The 14,016-nt window shown below is 44.9% G+C and carries 16 protein-coding genes; 9 read left to right on the forward strand and 7 right to left on the reverse strand.

Annotation, left to right across the window (positions count from 1 at the left end; all coding sequences use genetic code 11):
- From MHM87_RS19190 to def, 5 genes are all read right to left on the reverse strand, one after another.
- A partial coding sequence (locus MHM87_RS19190; RefSeq protein WP_081333992.1) for a valyl-tRNA synthetase occupies window positions 1-86 on the reverse strand: 86 nt, incomplete at its 3' end.
- Window positions 87-216: 130 nt separating this feature from the next.
- Window positions 217-1,596 (reverse strand): Trk system potassium transporter TrkA, encoded by a 1,380-nt coding sequence (gene trkA / locus MHM87_RS19195; protein WP_014947726.1) that lies wholly within the window; start codon window positions 1,594-1,596, stop codon window positions 217-219.
- A 64-nt stretch (window positions 1,597-1,660) separates the two neighbouring features.
- Window positions 1,661-2,980: a 16S rRNA (cytosine(967)-C(5))-methyltransferase RsmB gene (gene rsmB, locus MHM87_RS19200; RefSeq protein ID WP_239260719.1), complete on the reverse strand. Its 1,320-nt coding sequence runs from the start codon at window positions 2,978-2,980 to the stop codon at window positions 1,661-1,663.
- Window positions 2,981-2,982: 2 nt separating this feature from the next.
- Window positions 2,983-3,933 (reverse strand): methionyl-tRNA formyltransferase, encoded by a 951-nt coding sequence (gene fmt, locus MHM87_RS19205; protein ID WP_239260721.1) that lies wholly within the window; start codon window positions 3,931-3,933, stop codon window positions 2,983-2,985.
- Between the two features lie 8 nt (window positions 3,934-3,941).
- Complete coding sequence (gene def / locus MHM87_RS19210; protein ID WP_014977863.1) at window positions 3,942-4,451, reverse strand: peptide deformylase; 510 nt, start codon at window positions 4,449-4,451, stop codon at window positions 3,942-3,944.
- A gap of 207 nt (window positions 4,452-4,658) precedes the next feature.
- Here def and MHM87_RS19215 point away from each other — a divergent pair, with 207 nt between their 5' ends.
- The 7 genes from MHM87_RS19215 (at window position 4,659) to MHM87_RS19245 (ending at window position 10,490) form a co-directional block, all read left to right on the forward strand.
- Entirely contained in the window at window positions 4,659-5,741 is a 1,083-nt protein-coding gene (locus tag MHM87_RS19215) for a LysM domain-containing protein (RefSeq protein ID WP_232306499.1), read from the forward strand.
- Between the two features lie 39 nt (window positions 5,742-5,780).
- Window positions 5,781-6,890, forward strand: coding sequence for a DNA-processing protein DprA (gene dprA / locus MHM87_RS19220; protein WP_171337510.1), 1,110 nt, complete (start codon window positions 5,781-5,783; stop codon window positions 6,888-6,890).
- Between the two features lies 1 nt (window position 6,891).
- On the forward strand, window positions 6,892-7,368 hold the full coding sequence (locus MHM87_RS19225; protein ID WP_014947732.1) for a DUF494 family protein: 477 nt from the start codon (window positions 6,892-6,894) through the stop codon (window positions 7,366-7,368).
- Between the two features lie 85 nt (window positions 7,369-7,453).
- The gene (locus MHM87_RS19230; RefSeq protein WP_239260723.1) at window positions 7,454-7,996 is read left to right on the forward strand and encodes a type I DNA topoisomerase; all 543 of its coding nucleotides are present in this window, start codon (window positions 7,454-7,456) and stop codon (window positions 7,994-7,996) included.
- Window positions 7,997-8,040: 44 nt separating this feature from the next.
- Window positions 8,041-8,646, forward strand: a complete 606-nt coding sequence (locus tag MHM87_RS19235) for a Sua5/YciO/YrdC/YwlC family protein (RefSeq protein WP_014947734.1) — start codon at window positions 8,041-8,043, stop codon at window positions 8,644-8,646.
- Window positions 8,643-9,575 carry an oxygen-dependent coproporphyrinogen oxidase gene (gene hemF, locus MHM87_RS19240; RefSeq protein ID WP_239260725.1) on the forward strand — a complete coding sequence of 311 codons (933 nt, stop codon included), beginning with the start codon at window positions 8,643-8,645 and terminating at the stop codon, window positions 9,573-9,575. The genes MHM87_RS19235 and hemF overlap by 4 nt, the downstream gene beginning before the upstream one ends.
- Before the next feature lie 234 nt (window positions 9,576-9,809).
- Complete coding sequence (locus MHM87_RS19245) at window positions 9,810-10,490, forward strand: OmpW family outer membrane protein (RefSeq protein ID WP_014947736.1); 681 nt, start codon at window positions 9,810-9,812, stop codon at window positions 10,488-10,490.
- 124 nt (window positions 10,491-10,614) lie between these two features.
- Here the strand turns inward: MHM87_RS19245 and MHM87_RS19250 are convergent, their stop codons facing one another.
- Window positions 10,615-11,046 carry a group II truncated hemoglobin gene (locus MHM87_RS19250; RefSeq protein WP_014947737.1) on the reverse strand — a complete coding sequence of 144 codons (432 nt, stop codon included), beginning with the start codon at window positions 11,044-11,046 and terminating at the stop codon, window positions 10,615-10,617.
- On the opposite strand from MHM87_RS19250, the gene aroE reads away from it, so the two are divergent.
- Window positions 11,045-11,884: a shikimate dehydrogenase gene (aroE, locus tag MHM87_RS19255; protein ID WP_039222347.1), complete on the forward strand. Its 840-nt coding sequence runs from the start codon at window positions 11,045-11,047 to the stop codon at window positions 11,882-11,884. The genes MHM87_RS19250 and aroE overlap by 2 nt on opposite strands.
- On the opposite strand, the gene MHM87_RS19260 is transcribed toward aroE, so the two are convergent.
- On the reverse strand, window positions 11,881-12,423 hold the full coding sequence (locus MHM87_RS19260) for a gamma carbonic anhydrase family protein (protein WP_014947739.1): 543 nt from the start codon (window positions 12,421-12,423) through the stop codon (window positions 11,881-11,883). The genes aroE and MHM87_RS19260 overlap by 4 nt on opposite strands.
- Window positions 12,424-12,766: 343 nt before the next feature.
- Between MHM87_RS19260 and MHM87_RS19265 the strand changes: the two genes are divergently transcribed.
- On the forward strand, window positions 12,767-13,678 hold the full coding sequence (locus MHM87_RS19265; RefSeq protein ID WP_239260727.1) for a UDP-N-acetylglucosamine 2-epimerase: 912 nt from the start codon (window positions 12,767-12,769) through the stop codon (window positions 13,676-13,678).
- Window positions 13,679-14,016: the final 338 nt, after the last annotated feature.

A 14,016-nucleotide genomic window follows, 5' to 3' on the forward strand; every position in this document is an offset into this window, starting at 1 on the left:
TCTACACGCTCAACTACACCCAATTTAAAAGCTAAGGTGTAATCACGCTGTGTACGCTTAGGTCTTTGATTACTTGAAGTTGTCATAAAGAAATCCTCTTTATGTCAACGTATTTCAGGACGGGACACGAGCTAAAAAAAGGGCGATAAATATCGCCCTTTATTTTTATGTCTTCAACTTTTAATCTTGCGGCGCCTATGACGCTTTGCAAAAGCGCTAGCCAAAGAAAAATGCGCTGGGTTGGAACAGCTTTTCCACGTCGTTGATGTACTTCTTATCAACCAAGAACAAAATTACATGGTCGTTTGCTTCAATCTTGGTATCGCTGTGAGCAATAATCACCTGATCGTCTCGAACAATAGCCCCAATCGTGGTACCTGGCGGTAGTTTAATATCGCCTATTTGTTTGCCAACCACCTTAGAGGTATTTTCATCACCGTGCGCTATCGCTTCAATAGCCTCGGCAGCACCTCGTCGTAATGAGTACACGTTTACAATGTCACCGCGACGTACGTGAGTCAGTAGCGCCGAGATAGTAGCTTGCTGAGGTGAAAACGCGATATCTATCTCCCCGCCTTGCACCAAGTCCACATAAGCACTTCGCTGGATAAGCACCATGGCTTTTTGTGCACCCATACGCTTTGCCAGCATGGCTGACATGATATTCGCTTCATCGTCGTTGGTAACGGCTATGAAAGCGTCAACTTGCTCGATGTTTTCTTCACTTAGCAATTCAGGGTCAGACGCGTCACCGCTAAATACAATGGTTTTATCTAAGTTCGCAGATAAATATTTGGCCCTTTCTGGGCTGTATTCAATAAGCTTAACGTTATGATTGTGCTCTAACTTTTTCGCTAGGCCTGCACCAATCAAGCCACCACCGGCTATCATAATTCGTTTGTAGCTTGATTCGAGCTTTTGAAGCTCACTCATTACTGCGCGAATGTGCTTGGTAGCGGCAATAAAGAACACTTCATCATCGGCCTCAATAACCGTGGTACCTAACGGGCGAATAGGGCGGCCGCGTCGGTAAATGGCAGCAACCCGAGTTTCAACGTTAGGCATGTGGTCTTTAAGCGCAGATAACGCGTGGCCTACCAGTAAGCCACCGTAATAGGCTTTAACCGCAACAAGGCTGGCTTTGCCTTCAGCAAACTCAACCACCTGAAGTGCACCCGGGTAGTCGATAAGACGTTTGATGGCCTTAGTTACCAACTGCTCAGGAGCGATAATGTGGTCAACGGGAATGTCTTGCTGCTTATATAGCTGCTCTTGGTAAATGATGTACTGTTCAGAGCGTACGCGAGCGATTTTAGTGGGGGTTTTAAATAGGCTGTAGGCCACCTGACAGGCCAACATATTGCTTTCATCACTATTGGTTACGGCAATCAGCATATCTGCATCTTCCGCACCGGCCTTACGCAACACGTCAGGGTGTGATCCCACGCCTGTTACTACTTGTAAATCAAGACGGTCTTGAAGTGCGCGTAATATAGTGGGGTCAGAGTCAATAACCGTTATTTCGTTATTCTCACCCACTAAGTTTTCAGCAAGTGTTCCGCCTACTTGGCCGGCCCCTAAAATGATGATCTTCATCGTTATTATTTTGCCTTCATATTCGTGCAAGTCTTAACTGAGTGACGTTGCACAACTATTGAACTCAGTCTACTGACTTTACCAGCCTCGCATAATAGAAACCATCCATTTGTTGCTCTCCTGGCGTTATCTGGCGCCCGGGTTTATCAACGGTTTCTGTTTTCACTATGGGCGATAACGAGGCATCTGGAGTGTCGGCGAGAAACTGCTGTATTTGCGCGATGTTCTCTTTTGGCAAAATAGAACATGTCGCATAAAGCAGCGTGCCGCTTGGCTTTAATAGACCCCACAATGTTTCTAATATGCGCCGTTGAAGCTGTGCTAAATTGTCGATGTCATTGGCTTTTCGAAGCCAGCGAATATCTGGGTGACGTCGAATCACGCCGGTAGCAGAGCAGGGGGCATCCAGTAATATTCTGTCGAAGGGCTTTCCGTCCCACCAGGTATCAGGATTAGCTGCATCACCTTGCTTGATATCGACAGTGTGCTTAAGGCGAGTCATGTTTTCTTCTACCCGTTTTAGGCGTGTAGCATCAGCATCAAGCGCTAATACGTACTGTGTATCAGGTGCAGACTCAACAATGTGCCCTGTTTTTCCGCCTGGTGCGGCGCAACAGTCTAGAATGCGTTCGTTCGCTTGAGGCTCTAGGTAATGCGCAGCTAATTGCGCTGCCCCATCTTGTACCGCAAAGTGACCTTTTTCAAAACCAGGCAGGGCAGTAATGTCTTCTCGCTTAGTCAGAATTACGGCATCAGCATGGTCTGCGCTAAGGGTATATTCAACCCCTGCTTTATCTAACGCCTGAGTAAATGCTGCCAACGATGTTTGCAACTTATTTACACGAAGCCAAATGGGGGCCATGGCATTCGTTTCGTTACGAACCTGCTCGGCGTCGTCACCATAGGCGTTCTCTATTGCCTTAAACAACCACTTTGGCAAGCCGCTGTTTATGATTGCGTCGTCTACAGGTTTGTCTGCAAGGTTCTCTCGCTGAAAATTACGCAGTACCGCATTAACTAACCCTTTTAACCCTGCGGCATTTAAATAAGATGCTGCGGCGACGGTTTCGCCAACGGCTGCGTGGTTGCTAACGCGGGAAAAATTAAGCTGGTACAAACCAAGAAGAATAAGATGTTCTATGACTTTCTTGTTGCCTTTTAGAGGCCTATCTAACAAAGAGCGCAGCCAGTGCTGTAAAAGGGGAAGGCGACGCATTACCCCTAGTGACATCTCTTGAATCCATGCGTTATCTTTGGCGTTGTGTCTGCGCTGAACGCGTTCTAAGCACTCACGCGATGACTTGCCTTGCTCTAAAATTTGATAGATGACCCACGCACAATCTGCACGCAGGTTTTTTTGTTTGGGAAGGGGTAATTGTTTCACGTTTAGTCCGCTTGTGTCAGACAACGGCCCACTTCAAACCACGTTTGGCGAGCATTGATAACGTCTGACGCTGGAAGCGCCTTTTTGCCAGGAATTTGAAGGGATGTAATGCAAAGCGCATCGCGTCCCGTAGCGATAGTAATGCCCTCTTTATTGGCACTGATTACCGTACCTGGCGTGGCACCTTTATTTAAAGGAACAACGCTGGCAGACCATACTTTAATGTTCTGATCTTCGACCTGCATCCACGCTACAGGCCAAGGGTTGAAGGCGCGGATATTTCGCTCTATTTGCTCAGCATCGTCTGCCCAATTAATCAGGGCTTCTTCTTTTGATAGCTTTTTCGCGTAGGTCGCTTGAGAGTCGTCTTGTTTGGTGGGCGTGTAACGATCAAATTCATTAACGACCTCAACCAACGCTTGTGGTCCTAACTCTGCTAGCTTTTCATATAAGGTGGCGCTGGTATCTTCAGAGGTAATAGGTAATGTTGCTATGTGAAGCATGTCACCCGTATCTAAACCTTCGTCCATTTGCATTATGGTTACGCCGGTCTCAGCGTCACCCGCCCAGATTGAACGCTGTATTGGTGCCGCGCCTCGCCACTTGGGCAGAATAGAGCCGTGCACGTTAATGCACCCTAGCTTAGGTGCATTTAACACCGAGGTAGGCAGTATCAGTCCATAAGCAACAACTACCATTAAATCGGCATTGAGCGAGGCTAATTCTTCCTGAGCGTCTTGAGCTTTAAGCGACTGAGGCTGGTAAACTGGAATGGCGTTTTCTTCTGCTAATACTTTAACCGGACTGGCGGTAAGCTTTTTACCTCGCCCTGCGGGTCTATCAGGCTGAGTGTAAACAGCAATGACTTCGTGCTCGCTCTCGAGTAACGCTGATAGATGTTTAGCTGCAAAATCCGGAGTACCGGCAAAAATCACTTTCAATGGAGTTGTCACGTTATTCCTTAGGCTTTTGCAGCAAGACGCGCTTCTTTCTCAAGCTTTTTACGAATACGTTGGCGCTTAAGCGGTGAAAGGTAATCAATAAACAATTTGCCTTTTAGATGATCCAGCTCGTGCTGAATACAAATCGCTAACAAACCTTCTGCATCCAACTCAAAGCTTTCGCCATTCTGATCTAGCGCTTTTACGGTAATTGCTTCGGCGCGCTCAACTTTCGCGTAATTACCCGGCACTGATAAACAGCCTTCTTCGCTAATCGTGGAGCCATCTTTACGAATGATTTCAGGGTTAATAAATACGCGTGGCTCGTTTTGATCTTCCGATACGTCCATTACAACAACTTGAACGTGGCGGTTAACTTGCGTTGCAGCAAGGCCAATACCGTTCTCGTCTTTCATGGTTTCGAACATGTCCGATACCAATTGTTTAATTTCGTCGTTAACCTCTTCAACCGGCTTAGCTACCGTGCGAAGACGTTCATCAGGAAAACTTAATACGTCTAAAATTGCCATTTCTCGCTTACTTCACCTTTTCGCTGTATAAATTCATATACGATCTAATTGCCAGCACACTTTACAGTGCTTATTAAGTTACTATTCTAACGTATATCGGGCTGTTTCGTGCAGTTTTTTACCGAAACCCTATTAGAATACCTAGTTATGCCGATATAGTGCTATTGTCTGAAAAATCAACAATAAGTGACAGTGAATAATTTGCAGGTGGTTAATTTGAAAAAGCGATTGATTTACGCGCGTCGTGCAGCATTGTTTATCTTAGGTGCACTGCTTTCTTTGCCTACCTTTGCGCTGCAGCTAAAAGAGAGCGCGCCAGAAACCTACACAGTAAAGCGTGGAGACACGCTATGGGCAATCGCTAACGTCTTTCTCAACGAGCCTTGGCTCTGGCCTGAATTATGGCGAACCAACACCCAAATCGACAATCCACACCTTATTTACCCGGGCGATGTTATCGTCGTTGGGTATGTTGATGGGCAGCCTGTATTAAGTGTAAAGCGCGACAAACCTTCCTATAAGCTTTCTCCGGCTACCGATAAGCGAGTAAAACCGAAGCCTGTTGATGTGTTGTCGTGGACATCTATTTCTCCATTCATTAGACAACATATGCTGCTAGACGAGGAAAGCTATGCTTCGCTACCTAAATTGCTGGGTAATCAGGATGGAAACGTAAGGTTTGCGTCTGATGATTTTGTGTTAAGCCAGCAACAATTCAGTACCGACGATCAGTACCGAGTAGTAAGAAAGCACGCTACGATTAGAAATCTTGATGGGGAAATCCTTGGTATTCAAGTTACCCATGTTTCAACAGCTTCACTAGTGGAAAAAGATGAAGGTAGCAACACGATGTTGCTTTTCATCGACGATGCGAACCAAGAAGCTAAGCGCGGTGATAAGTTAATGGCGGGTGGATTTGAACATCCTGAAGGCTTTGAACTTGTTCCGGCTACTTCGCAGCGAGGCGCAATAGTTGGAGATTTGCATGATCACGATTTACTTGGCAAATACGACGTTGTCATTCTTGATTTAGGCAGTATGGAAGTAGCGCCAGGTACGGTGCTGGGGCTCTACTCACAAGGTCCAGCCATTATTGACGAAGAAAGTCCACGCTATGTAGATGAACCCGGCGCTAACACTGGTGGTGAGTGGTTTATCGATACAGTATCGCAACCCGCGCTTAAAGTAGGTGAAGTTGTTGTGTTTAAAACATTTGATGCGGCAAGTTACGGATTAATTACGCGAGCGAATAAGGGGATAAAGCGCGGCTTCATTGTCGCCAAGCCTTAAACGTTGCATGGTTCATTGTCGCTCGCATTAGGAGCGATAATGGCACCACAATCTTCTCAGTTAGACAGCGAAGCATTAGCATGGATAGCGCTGGCTTCCGCTCAGCGTGTTTCACCTAAACTATGGCTACAGGCTCTCGAAAAATATCAACTTTCTACTGTCGATTTAGGCAGCAACACGTCTTCGCTGCCTAACGAGGTTAAACAACTCACCAACAACATTTCACCGCCTCTTATTGATGCAGCAATAAACTGGCTGCAAGCGAGCGACAATAGACACATCGTGCCGTTGTCATCGCCTCACTATCCAGAATTACTTAAGCAATTGGATAGTCCGCCCCTCGCGCTATTTGCCACGGGAAACAAAGCGCTATTTCAAAAACCACAGATTGCTATAGTGGGAAGCAGAAGGGCCAGCCTTCAGGGTAAGCGTACCGCAACCGACATTGCTTATGGGTTATCTAGTAGCGGAGTTGTAGTGACGAGCGGCCTTGCCATGGGCATTGATAGCGCCGCACACCAAGGCGCCCTGTCTGGTAGCACCGGAACCATTGCGGTAATGGGTACGGGACCTGAAAAGGTATATCCGGCTAAAAATAGTAAGCTCTATGAAGCTATCAACAATGACGGAGGTGTCACCGTTACAGAGTTTTTTCCGGGGCAGGGACCTAAGCCTTGGCATTTTCCAAGGCGAAATCGAATTATCGCAGCGTTATCCCTTGGAACCTTAGTGGTAGAGGCAAAAATTAAGAGTGGCACCTTGATAACTGCGAATTTGGCCGCAGATATGGGGCGAGAAGTATTCGCTGTGCCAGGCAATATCGCTAACGTTTACGCTGAAGGTTGCCACTGGTTAATCCAACAGGGCGCCAAATTAGTAACAAATATAAGCGATATTCTAGATGAAGTTGGCGTTCAGCCGGAACAACTAGGCTTGAATGTTGACGAGCAAAACGAAAAAAGTACAGCGAATAGCTTGGCAACCGATAAATTATTAGCTAGTGTGGATTATGACATCACCGCTATTGATGTCATAGCCCAGCGCAATGCCTTATCTGTATCGCAAGCAATGGCATCATTATTAGAATATGAGTTGCGTGGTTTAGTGGCCGCTGTCCCTGGTGGTTACGTTAAATTGAGGGGAAAATAATATGTTCGATATCCTCATGTATCTGTTTGAAAACTTCATTCACAGTGAAACGGAAATTCGTGTTGACCAAGACGAGTTAACGGAAGAGCTTGTGCGCGCAGGATTTCATCACGATGAGATTTATAAAGCCCTCGCATGGTTAGAAAAGTTAGCGGCACTGCAAGAGACGGACATCAAACCGTACTTTTGCAAAGGTATTAGCACTAGCTTAAGCCGTATTTACACGCATGAAGAACAAATGCGTTTAGATGTGGAATGTCGCGGTTTTCTTATGTTCTTAGAACAGGTTAATGTGTTGGATGCCTCCACACGCGAAATGGTTATAGATCGCGTTATGGAAATTGATTCCAATGAATTTTGCTTGGAAGACCTGAAGTGGGTTGTGCTAATGGTACTATTCAACGTACCTGGCAAAGAGAAAGCCTACGCACAAATGGAAGATCTTTTGTTCGAAGAGCCAGATGGTGTTCTGCATTAATGCAGTTGTAGTCACTGGTATTTGAATCTTTACTTAAAAATGCGCTGTGAAATTGCAGCGCGTTTAAGGCCTTAACGTCCAATACATGTCTAAAATAGACCATTCACTCTTTTCAGCGCACGAGCATGCTCTCGATGATAATTTCGGAGATTGCCCCGAGTGCGGTAAACCTCTTCATATAAAGAACAGTAAATCCGGCCCTTTTATTGGGTGTACGGGCTATCCGGAATGTAGCTTTAGTAAGCCACTTCACGATAAACAAACCACCATACTGAAAACCTTAGACGGTGTAGCCTGCCCTGAATGCGCATCCGACTTAGCCATAAAGAAAGGGCGGTTTGGCATGTTTATCGGCTGTACCAATTTTCCTTCATGCCATCACATAGAGCCCATTAAAGAAAAAGAAGATACTTTGGTGGATTGTCCAAAGTGTAAGAAAGGGCATCTAATCTCGCGTACTAACAAATATGGCAAACAGTTTTTTGCGTGCAACCATTATCCACAATGTCGATATGTGCTAAATTTCACGCCGGTTAATGAAAGCTGCCCAGACTGCGGTTGGGGAGTATTGATAGACAAAAAGGGACATTTACAGTGTCCTCAGCCTAGTTGTGGCTTTAAAAAGTAATTATACGAACAACTAAAGAAGAACTATACGTAGAGATTAAAACCATGTCTGATATCCAAAATGGGAACGTAAACACGTTTACCCCCGTTGAGGCTAACTCACCTGAAGTAGACCCTGTTGTTGCCGCATTCCAAGCTGGCAGTTTAATCGTTTATCCAACCGAAGCGGTAATGGGCATCGGATGTGACCCCGACAATGAAGCCGCTGTAAATGCGCTGTTAGAGATAAAACAGCGACCGGTAGAAAAGGGCGTGATATTGATTGCAGCAAACTACAGTCAGCTACTGCCTTATGTTAACGACAACGCCATTCGCCCTGACAGACGCACCGATATTTTTTCGAGCTGGCCAGGCCCTAATACTTGGCTATTACCTAAGTCGTCATCTGCGCCAGTTTGGTTAACCGGCAAGCATAGTAAAATAGCGGTGCGCGTAACTAATCACCCTGTAGTAGTGGAATTGTGCAACAAGTTAGGTAAACCGTTAGTTTCTACAAGCGCTAACCTGACCGGCCAACCGCCAGCCACCACTACTGAAGAAGCAAAAGCCGTATTCGCTGATTCCGTTTTCTATGTTGAAGGAGAAGTAGGCGGTGCAACTAAACCCAGTACCATTCGCGATGGTGACACAGCAGAGGTAATAAGAGCATGACATCAGCAGAATTACTGGACGGTAAAAATGCCGCTGAAGTAATAGAACAAGTAAAAAGCTATTTACTAGGGCTGCAAGACACCATTTGCCAGACCCTTGAACTTGCCGATGGTAAGGGCCAGTTTGTTGAAGACAGCTGGCAGCGAGAAGAAGGTGGCGGTGGCCGTTCTCGAGTACTAAAAAATGGTGCGGTGATTGAACAAGGCGGCGTTAACTTTTCTCATGTGTTTGGCAGTCAAATGCCGGCTTCAGCAACGGCTAATCGGCCTGAGCTTGCGGGAAGAAACTTTCAAGCAATGGGTGTATCACTCGTTATTCATCCACATAACCCTTATATCCCAACGTCACATGCTAATGTTCGCTTTTTCATTGCAGAAAAAGAGGACGAGGCACCTATCTGGTGGTTTGGCGGCGGCTTCGACTTGACGCCATTTTATCCGTTTAAAGATGACGTTTTACACTGGCATGATACTGCTAAAAAATTATGTAAGCCGTTTGGCGATGATGTTTACCCTAAGTACAAAAAGTGGTGCGACGACTACTTTTACTTAAAGCATCGCAATGAAACTCGCGGAGTGGGCGGTTTATTCTTCGACGACCTGAATGAATGGGGCTTTGAACAGTCATTTGCATATATGCAGGCTGTTGGTAATGGCTTCATCGATGCTTACGTTCCTATTGTTGAACGTCGTAAGCAAACCGATTTCGGCGAAAGAGAGCGTGATTTCCAACTTTACCGCCGGGGCCGCTACGTTGAGTTTAACCTTGTATTCGACCGGGGCACTTTATTTGGACTGCAAACCGGCGGGCGTACTGAATCAATTCTAATGTCGATGCCGCCGCTCGCGCGCTGGGAGTATTGTTATACACCTGCACCGGGTAGCGCCGAAGCCAAGCTGACAGACTGGTTAAAACCTACTGATTGGTGATTAATTATTAAATAAGGCTGCGCTTAAATCCTTACGCGGACCGCCGATAGCAGCTTTCATCTTTAATGACTAAAAAACGCCGTATTAACGTTAATGCGGCGTTTTTTTTGATCTACATCAAGGTGGAATATCATCTGTGTTTCAGTGAGTTATCAAACTTGCGCTGGATCAATGTTTCTCTTAACCACAGGCGTAAAGTAGCGCCATCTTAGTTAAACACAAAAGAGACACATCATGCGCAAACACTTTTTATCTGCATCTGCACTTTGCCTTACACTTGCTGCACTCTCACCTTTAGCTAGCGCTCACCAGCAGGGCGACTGGATTGTTCGTGGCGGTCTTACGACCGTTGCTCCTGACGAATCGACGTCTAACATCGTCGCGGGTGGAACTGATCTTGGCGTGGCTCTTAATATCGATAACGATACTCAGCTAGGTCTAAACGTAGCGTACTTTATTACTGACAATATTAATATTGAGCTGCTTGCCGCAACGCCCTTTAAGCACGACGTTAATTTTTCTGTTGCTGACCCGTTAGGGACGGGTAACCAGCTTGGAGAAGTCACGCACCTTCCACCTACCCTTACCGCAAACTACTATTTTAATGATGCCAGCTCTGCGTTTCAGCCGTACATTGGTGCAGGTATCAACTATACCTTTATCTTTGATGAAGAGTTTACAGGTGCGAATGAAACAGCTGGCTTAAGCGACCTTTCGCTTGATAATTCATTTGGCTTGTCAGCACAGGTGGGAATGGATTACCAAATTGATACCAAATGGCATGTCAATGCATCGGTTCGATTCATTGATATAGATACCGAAGCAACCTTCAAAGTGGGTGATGCTGCTGGAAAGGTAAGTGATATTGAAATAGATCCTTGGGTGTATACCTTATCGGTGGGTTACACATTCTAATTATTAGTTCTACGCCTTATTAACTATTAGGCTTTCACAATTGCACTACTTTATGCGCCATAAAGAGCGTAGACAGTAACAGGGGAGTTGCGCGTTAAAAGGTTAATCCTTTCAACGCGCTTTTTTATTTTGTATTCACCATGTGATTGGCGAGTTGATCAAGTGCGTCTATCAACTGTTGAGCTAAGGCGATATCTTCAACCGTTTTAAACATGGCTTTTCGCATGCAATACATCCACTGCGCTTTTAACTCCGGTGTTACGGTATAAGGTAGGTGGCGTGCACGCAGACGCGGGTGGCCATACTGCTGCTGATAATCATCAGGACCACCAAGCCATAAACTTAAATAGAGAAAGAACACGTGGCGAATTCTGTCTAATGGCTGGGGGTGAATAGCTAGCAGTTCATTGGCGAGTGGATCGGTTTCCATTATGTCGTAAAACGTATTTGCTAATTCCCGTACTTTCTCCTCTCCACCTATACGTTCATATGGTGTACTCTGCGAAGCACGATTATCGCTTTTCTTCTTTATATTAAATAAGTCTCGTATTCCCATGAAAAAATTCGCTGTATTCGGAAATCCTATTGCACAGAGTTTATCACCAACTATCCATCAAATGTTTGCTGAACAAGTGGGAGAAAAGATTTCTTATGAAAAGATACTTGCGCCAGTAGATGGTTTTGTAGATGCCGCCAACGCGTTTTTAGCTCAGGAAGGCGCGGTAGGTTGTAACGTCACTATGCCTTTTAAGCTTGATGCATTCAACTTGGCAAAGGTAGATGACCAAGCAGCCAAAGATGCACAAGCTGTTAATACGCTAATGAATGGTGACAGCGGTGAAGTGTGGGGATACAACACTGATGGTGTAGGGCTGGTAAACGATCTGCTTAACAGCGGTGTGGAAATTAAGGGTAAGCGCGTGTTGCTTATTGGTGCCGGCGGCGCAGCCCGTGGCGTAATCTCCCCGTTAATAAAAGCAGGGGCCGCTTCTTTAACCATTGCAAATAGAACCAAAGCAAAAGCTGAGGAAGTAGTAAATGCTGCCTCTAACGCTAAAGTGCAGGTGGTCGCGCTTGAGGATATCGCAGATGTTGCGCCTCATATTATTATTAATTCAACAGCCGCCAGTTTAAGCAATGAATTGCCGTGCCGTTTAAATGATGGTGTTTTACAAAACTGTGAAGTGGTGTACGACATGGTTTATAAAAACTCACCCACGCGCTTTATGAGAGATGCGGCCGAACTTGGTGTCAAAACGCAAATAGATGGATTAGGGATGCTGGTTGAGCAAGCGGCTGAAGCTTTCTACATATGGACACAAAAGCGCCCCGATACTTCAGATATTGTAAAACGTGTCAGGGCTATCGTTGAGCAAGGTGAGAAGCGAAACTAGTTCGCTTCTTCAAGGTACTCATCTTTCAATACAACATAGTTAACGGCAGATTGTTTCAGGAATGCCATTTCGGCGTCGTTGAGCGGCCTTTTCTTTTGCATGGGGTTTCCCACGTAAAGAAATCCGCTTTCTAACCTTTTGTTCGGCGGTACTAATGTACCTGCACCAATAAACACATCGTCTTCAACAACAACACCATCCATTACAATAGCGCCCATGCCAACGAGAATTCGATTACCCAACTGGCAGCCGTGCAGCATACACTTATGCCCAACGGTAACGTCCTCACCAATAATAAGTGGGAAGCCGTTGGGGTTTTTCTCAGATTTACGGGTAACGTGTAAAACACTGCCATCTTGAATATTAGAACGGGCACCAATACGAATTTTGTTCACGTCGCCACGAGCTGCAACCAGCGGCCAAATACTCGCATCATCTTCTAAAACTACATCACCGACGATTCTTGCCGAGCCATCAACATAGACATTCTTTCCTAATGTAGGAGAAACACCTTTAAAACTATCAATCGATTTATGCATTACACACTCATATAAATTGCGCAGAAAGTGAATTACGCAAACTCTAACAGCAATGCCGATGAGTTGGTACTAGTAGGGTGGTTACAGAGCCTACCTGTAATGCTTTAAGCATCAGATAACTATCCTACGTTGCAACACGCGAAGAGGAGGGTAGTAAATCACAAAGAGAAAAATGATAATGTAGTTTGCTAATAGAATTTATCGAGACGTTGTAATGCCCAAGCGCTATGTATTTTTCACTGCCCTTTCCTATGCGTATCCTATTTATAGACCACTACAAGAGGCCATTAGAGCTAGAGGTGACGAAGTAGCGTGGTTTTTGGAAGGAGAATGTCCCGATCTATTGAAGCCTGATGAAATTCGCCTTCATACTATTAATGATGTTATTGAATACAACCCCTTAGCCATATTTGCGTGTGGAAATATCATCTATCACTTTTTGCCAGGTATAAAGGTATCAGTCTTTCACGGTTATCCGATTGGCAAGCGAGGGGAGAAGAGTAGCGCTACAGATGATCACTTCTCTATTCGCGGGTGGTTTGATATGTACTGTACTCAGGGGCCAAGTAGCACAGAGTATTTTAAGCAGCTTGAAGCAAAGCATCAGTTTTTTAAAGTGTATCAAACAGGTTGGGCTAAAGTGGATGACTACTTTTCTTCATATAAGAAGGAAAACGATGTTCCCACTATTCTCTACGCCACCACTTTTTCTAAAGGCATTACCTCAGCTCCTGTACTTGTCGATACAATTAGTAGGTTAGTGAAAGAAAAGAAATGGAATTGGCGTTTAACATTTCATCCCAAACTCAACGATCAAGCACTATTAGATAGATATCGTGCGCTGGCAGATGAATATAGTAACGTTACCTTTGTCGATAATGTGCGTCTTGAAGACTTTCAGCAATCAGATGTCATGTTGTGTGACAGCAGCTCTATAATTTTAGAGTTTATGATGATGAACAAACCTGTTGTCACTTATCGCAATACAAACCCTGGACAACATTTACTTAATGTCACAGAAGTAAGCGAAGTAGAAAATGCCATTGAAACTGCATTAACGCGACCAGCATCATTAATGAAAGAGGTTGATGACTTTGCCCATTATCATGAAGCCTATAGAGATGGACATAATTGCGAACGTATTTTAGATGCAGTCGATGACTTTAATAGTAACTATAAAGGTAAGATAAAAGCTAAGCCGCTTAACCTGTGGCGCAAGTTCAGGTTAAGGAATAAGCTGAAATACTGGAAATAGTTGGTATTTTGAGCGTTCAAAACGAATATGACACTTTTTTTAAAATAAGTGTTGACGTGAGCGCTCATTTCCCTAAAATGCGCATCCGCTTCGGGGGAAAAGCAAAACAGCAAGCCTCTTGAAGTAAGTCTCTACTACCTTTATAGGCCAGTAAAGACGGGAGTTTAGAAGAAACGCTTCAGAAAATAAATTTTCAAAAAGTGTTGACAAGGAAAACTTCCAGCGTATAATGCGCACCTCACTCGAACAGGGTGAGTCACTAAGAAGCAACGGCTTCAAGTGAATGTTCTTTAAAAATTTAGACAAGACAATCTGTGTGGGCACTCGTTAAGAGTGTC

This window comes from Alteromonas sp. Cnat3-28 (assembly GCF_022348265.1).
GTDB classification, from domain to species: Bacteria; Pseudomonadota; Gammaproteobacteria; order Enterobacterales; family Alteromonadaceae; genus Alteromonas; species Alteromonas macleodii.

Bases quoted from the DNA above. Each gene is read 5' to 3' on its own strand.
- def (WP_014977863.1), bottom strand. From the start codon at position 4,451: ATGGCAATTTTAGACGTATTAAGTTTTCCTGATGAACGTCTTCGCACG.
- hemF (WP_239260725.1), top strand. From the start codon at position 8,643: ATGACATCAGCAGAATTACTGGACGGTAAAAATGCCGCTGAAGTAATA.
- trkA (WP_014947726.1), bottom strand. From the start codon at position 1,596: ATGAAGATCATCATTTTAGGGGCCGGCCAAGTAGGCGGAACACTTGCT.
- MHM87_RS19260 (WP_014947739.1), bottom strand. From the start codon at position 12,423: ATGCATAAATCGATTGATAGTTTTAAAGGTGTTTCTCCTACATTAGGA.
- aroE (WP_039222347.1), top strand. From the start codon at position 11,045: ATGAAAAAATTCGCTGTATTCGGAAATCCTATTGCACAGAGTTTATCA.
- MHM87_RS19250 (WP_014947737.1), bottom strand. From the start codon at position 11,046: ATGGGAATACGAGACTTATTTAATATAAAGAAGAAAAGCGATAATCGT.
- MHM87_RS19235 (WP_014947734.1), top strand. From the start codon at position 8,041: ATGTCTGATATCCAAAATGGGAACGTAAACACGTTTACCCCCGTTGAG.
- MHM87_RS19230 (WP_239260723.1), top strand. From the start codon at position 7,454: ATGTCTAAAATAGACCATTCACTCTTTTCAGCGCACGAGCATGCTCTC.
- dprA (WP_171337510.1), top strand. From the start codon at position 5,781: ATGGCACCACAATCTTCTCAGTTAGACAGCGAAGCATTAGCATGGATA.
- MHM87_RS19245 (WP_014947736.1), top strand. From the start codon at position 9,810: ATGCGCAAACACTTTTTATCTGCATCTGCACTTTGCCTTACACTTGCT.
- MHM87_RS19225 (WP_014947732.1), top strand. From the start codon at position 6,892: ATGTTCGATATCCTCATGTATCTGTTTGAAAACTTCATTCACAGTGAA.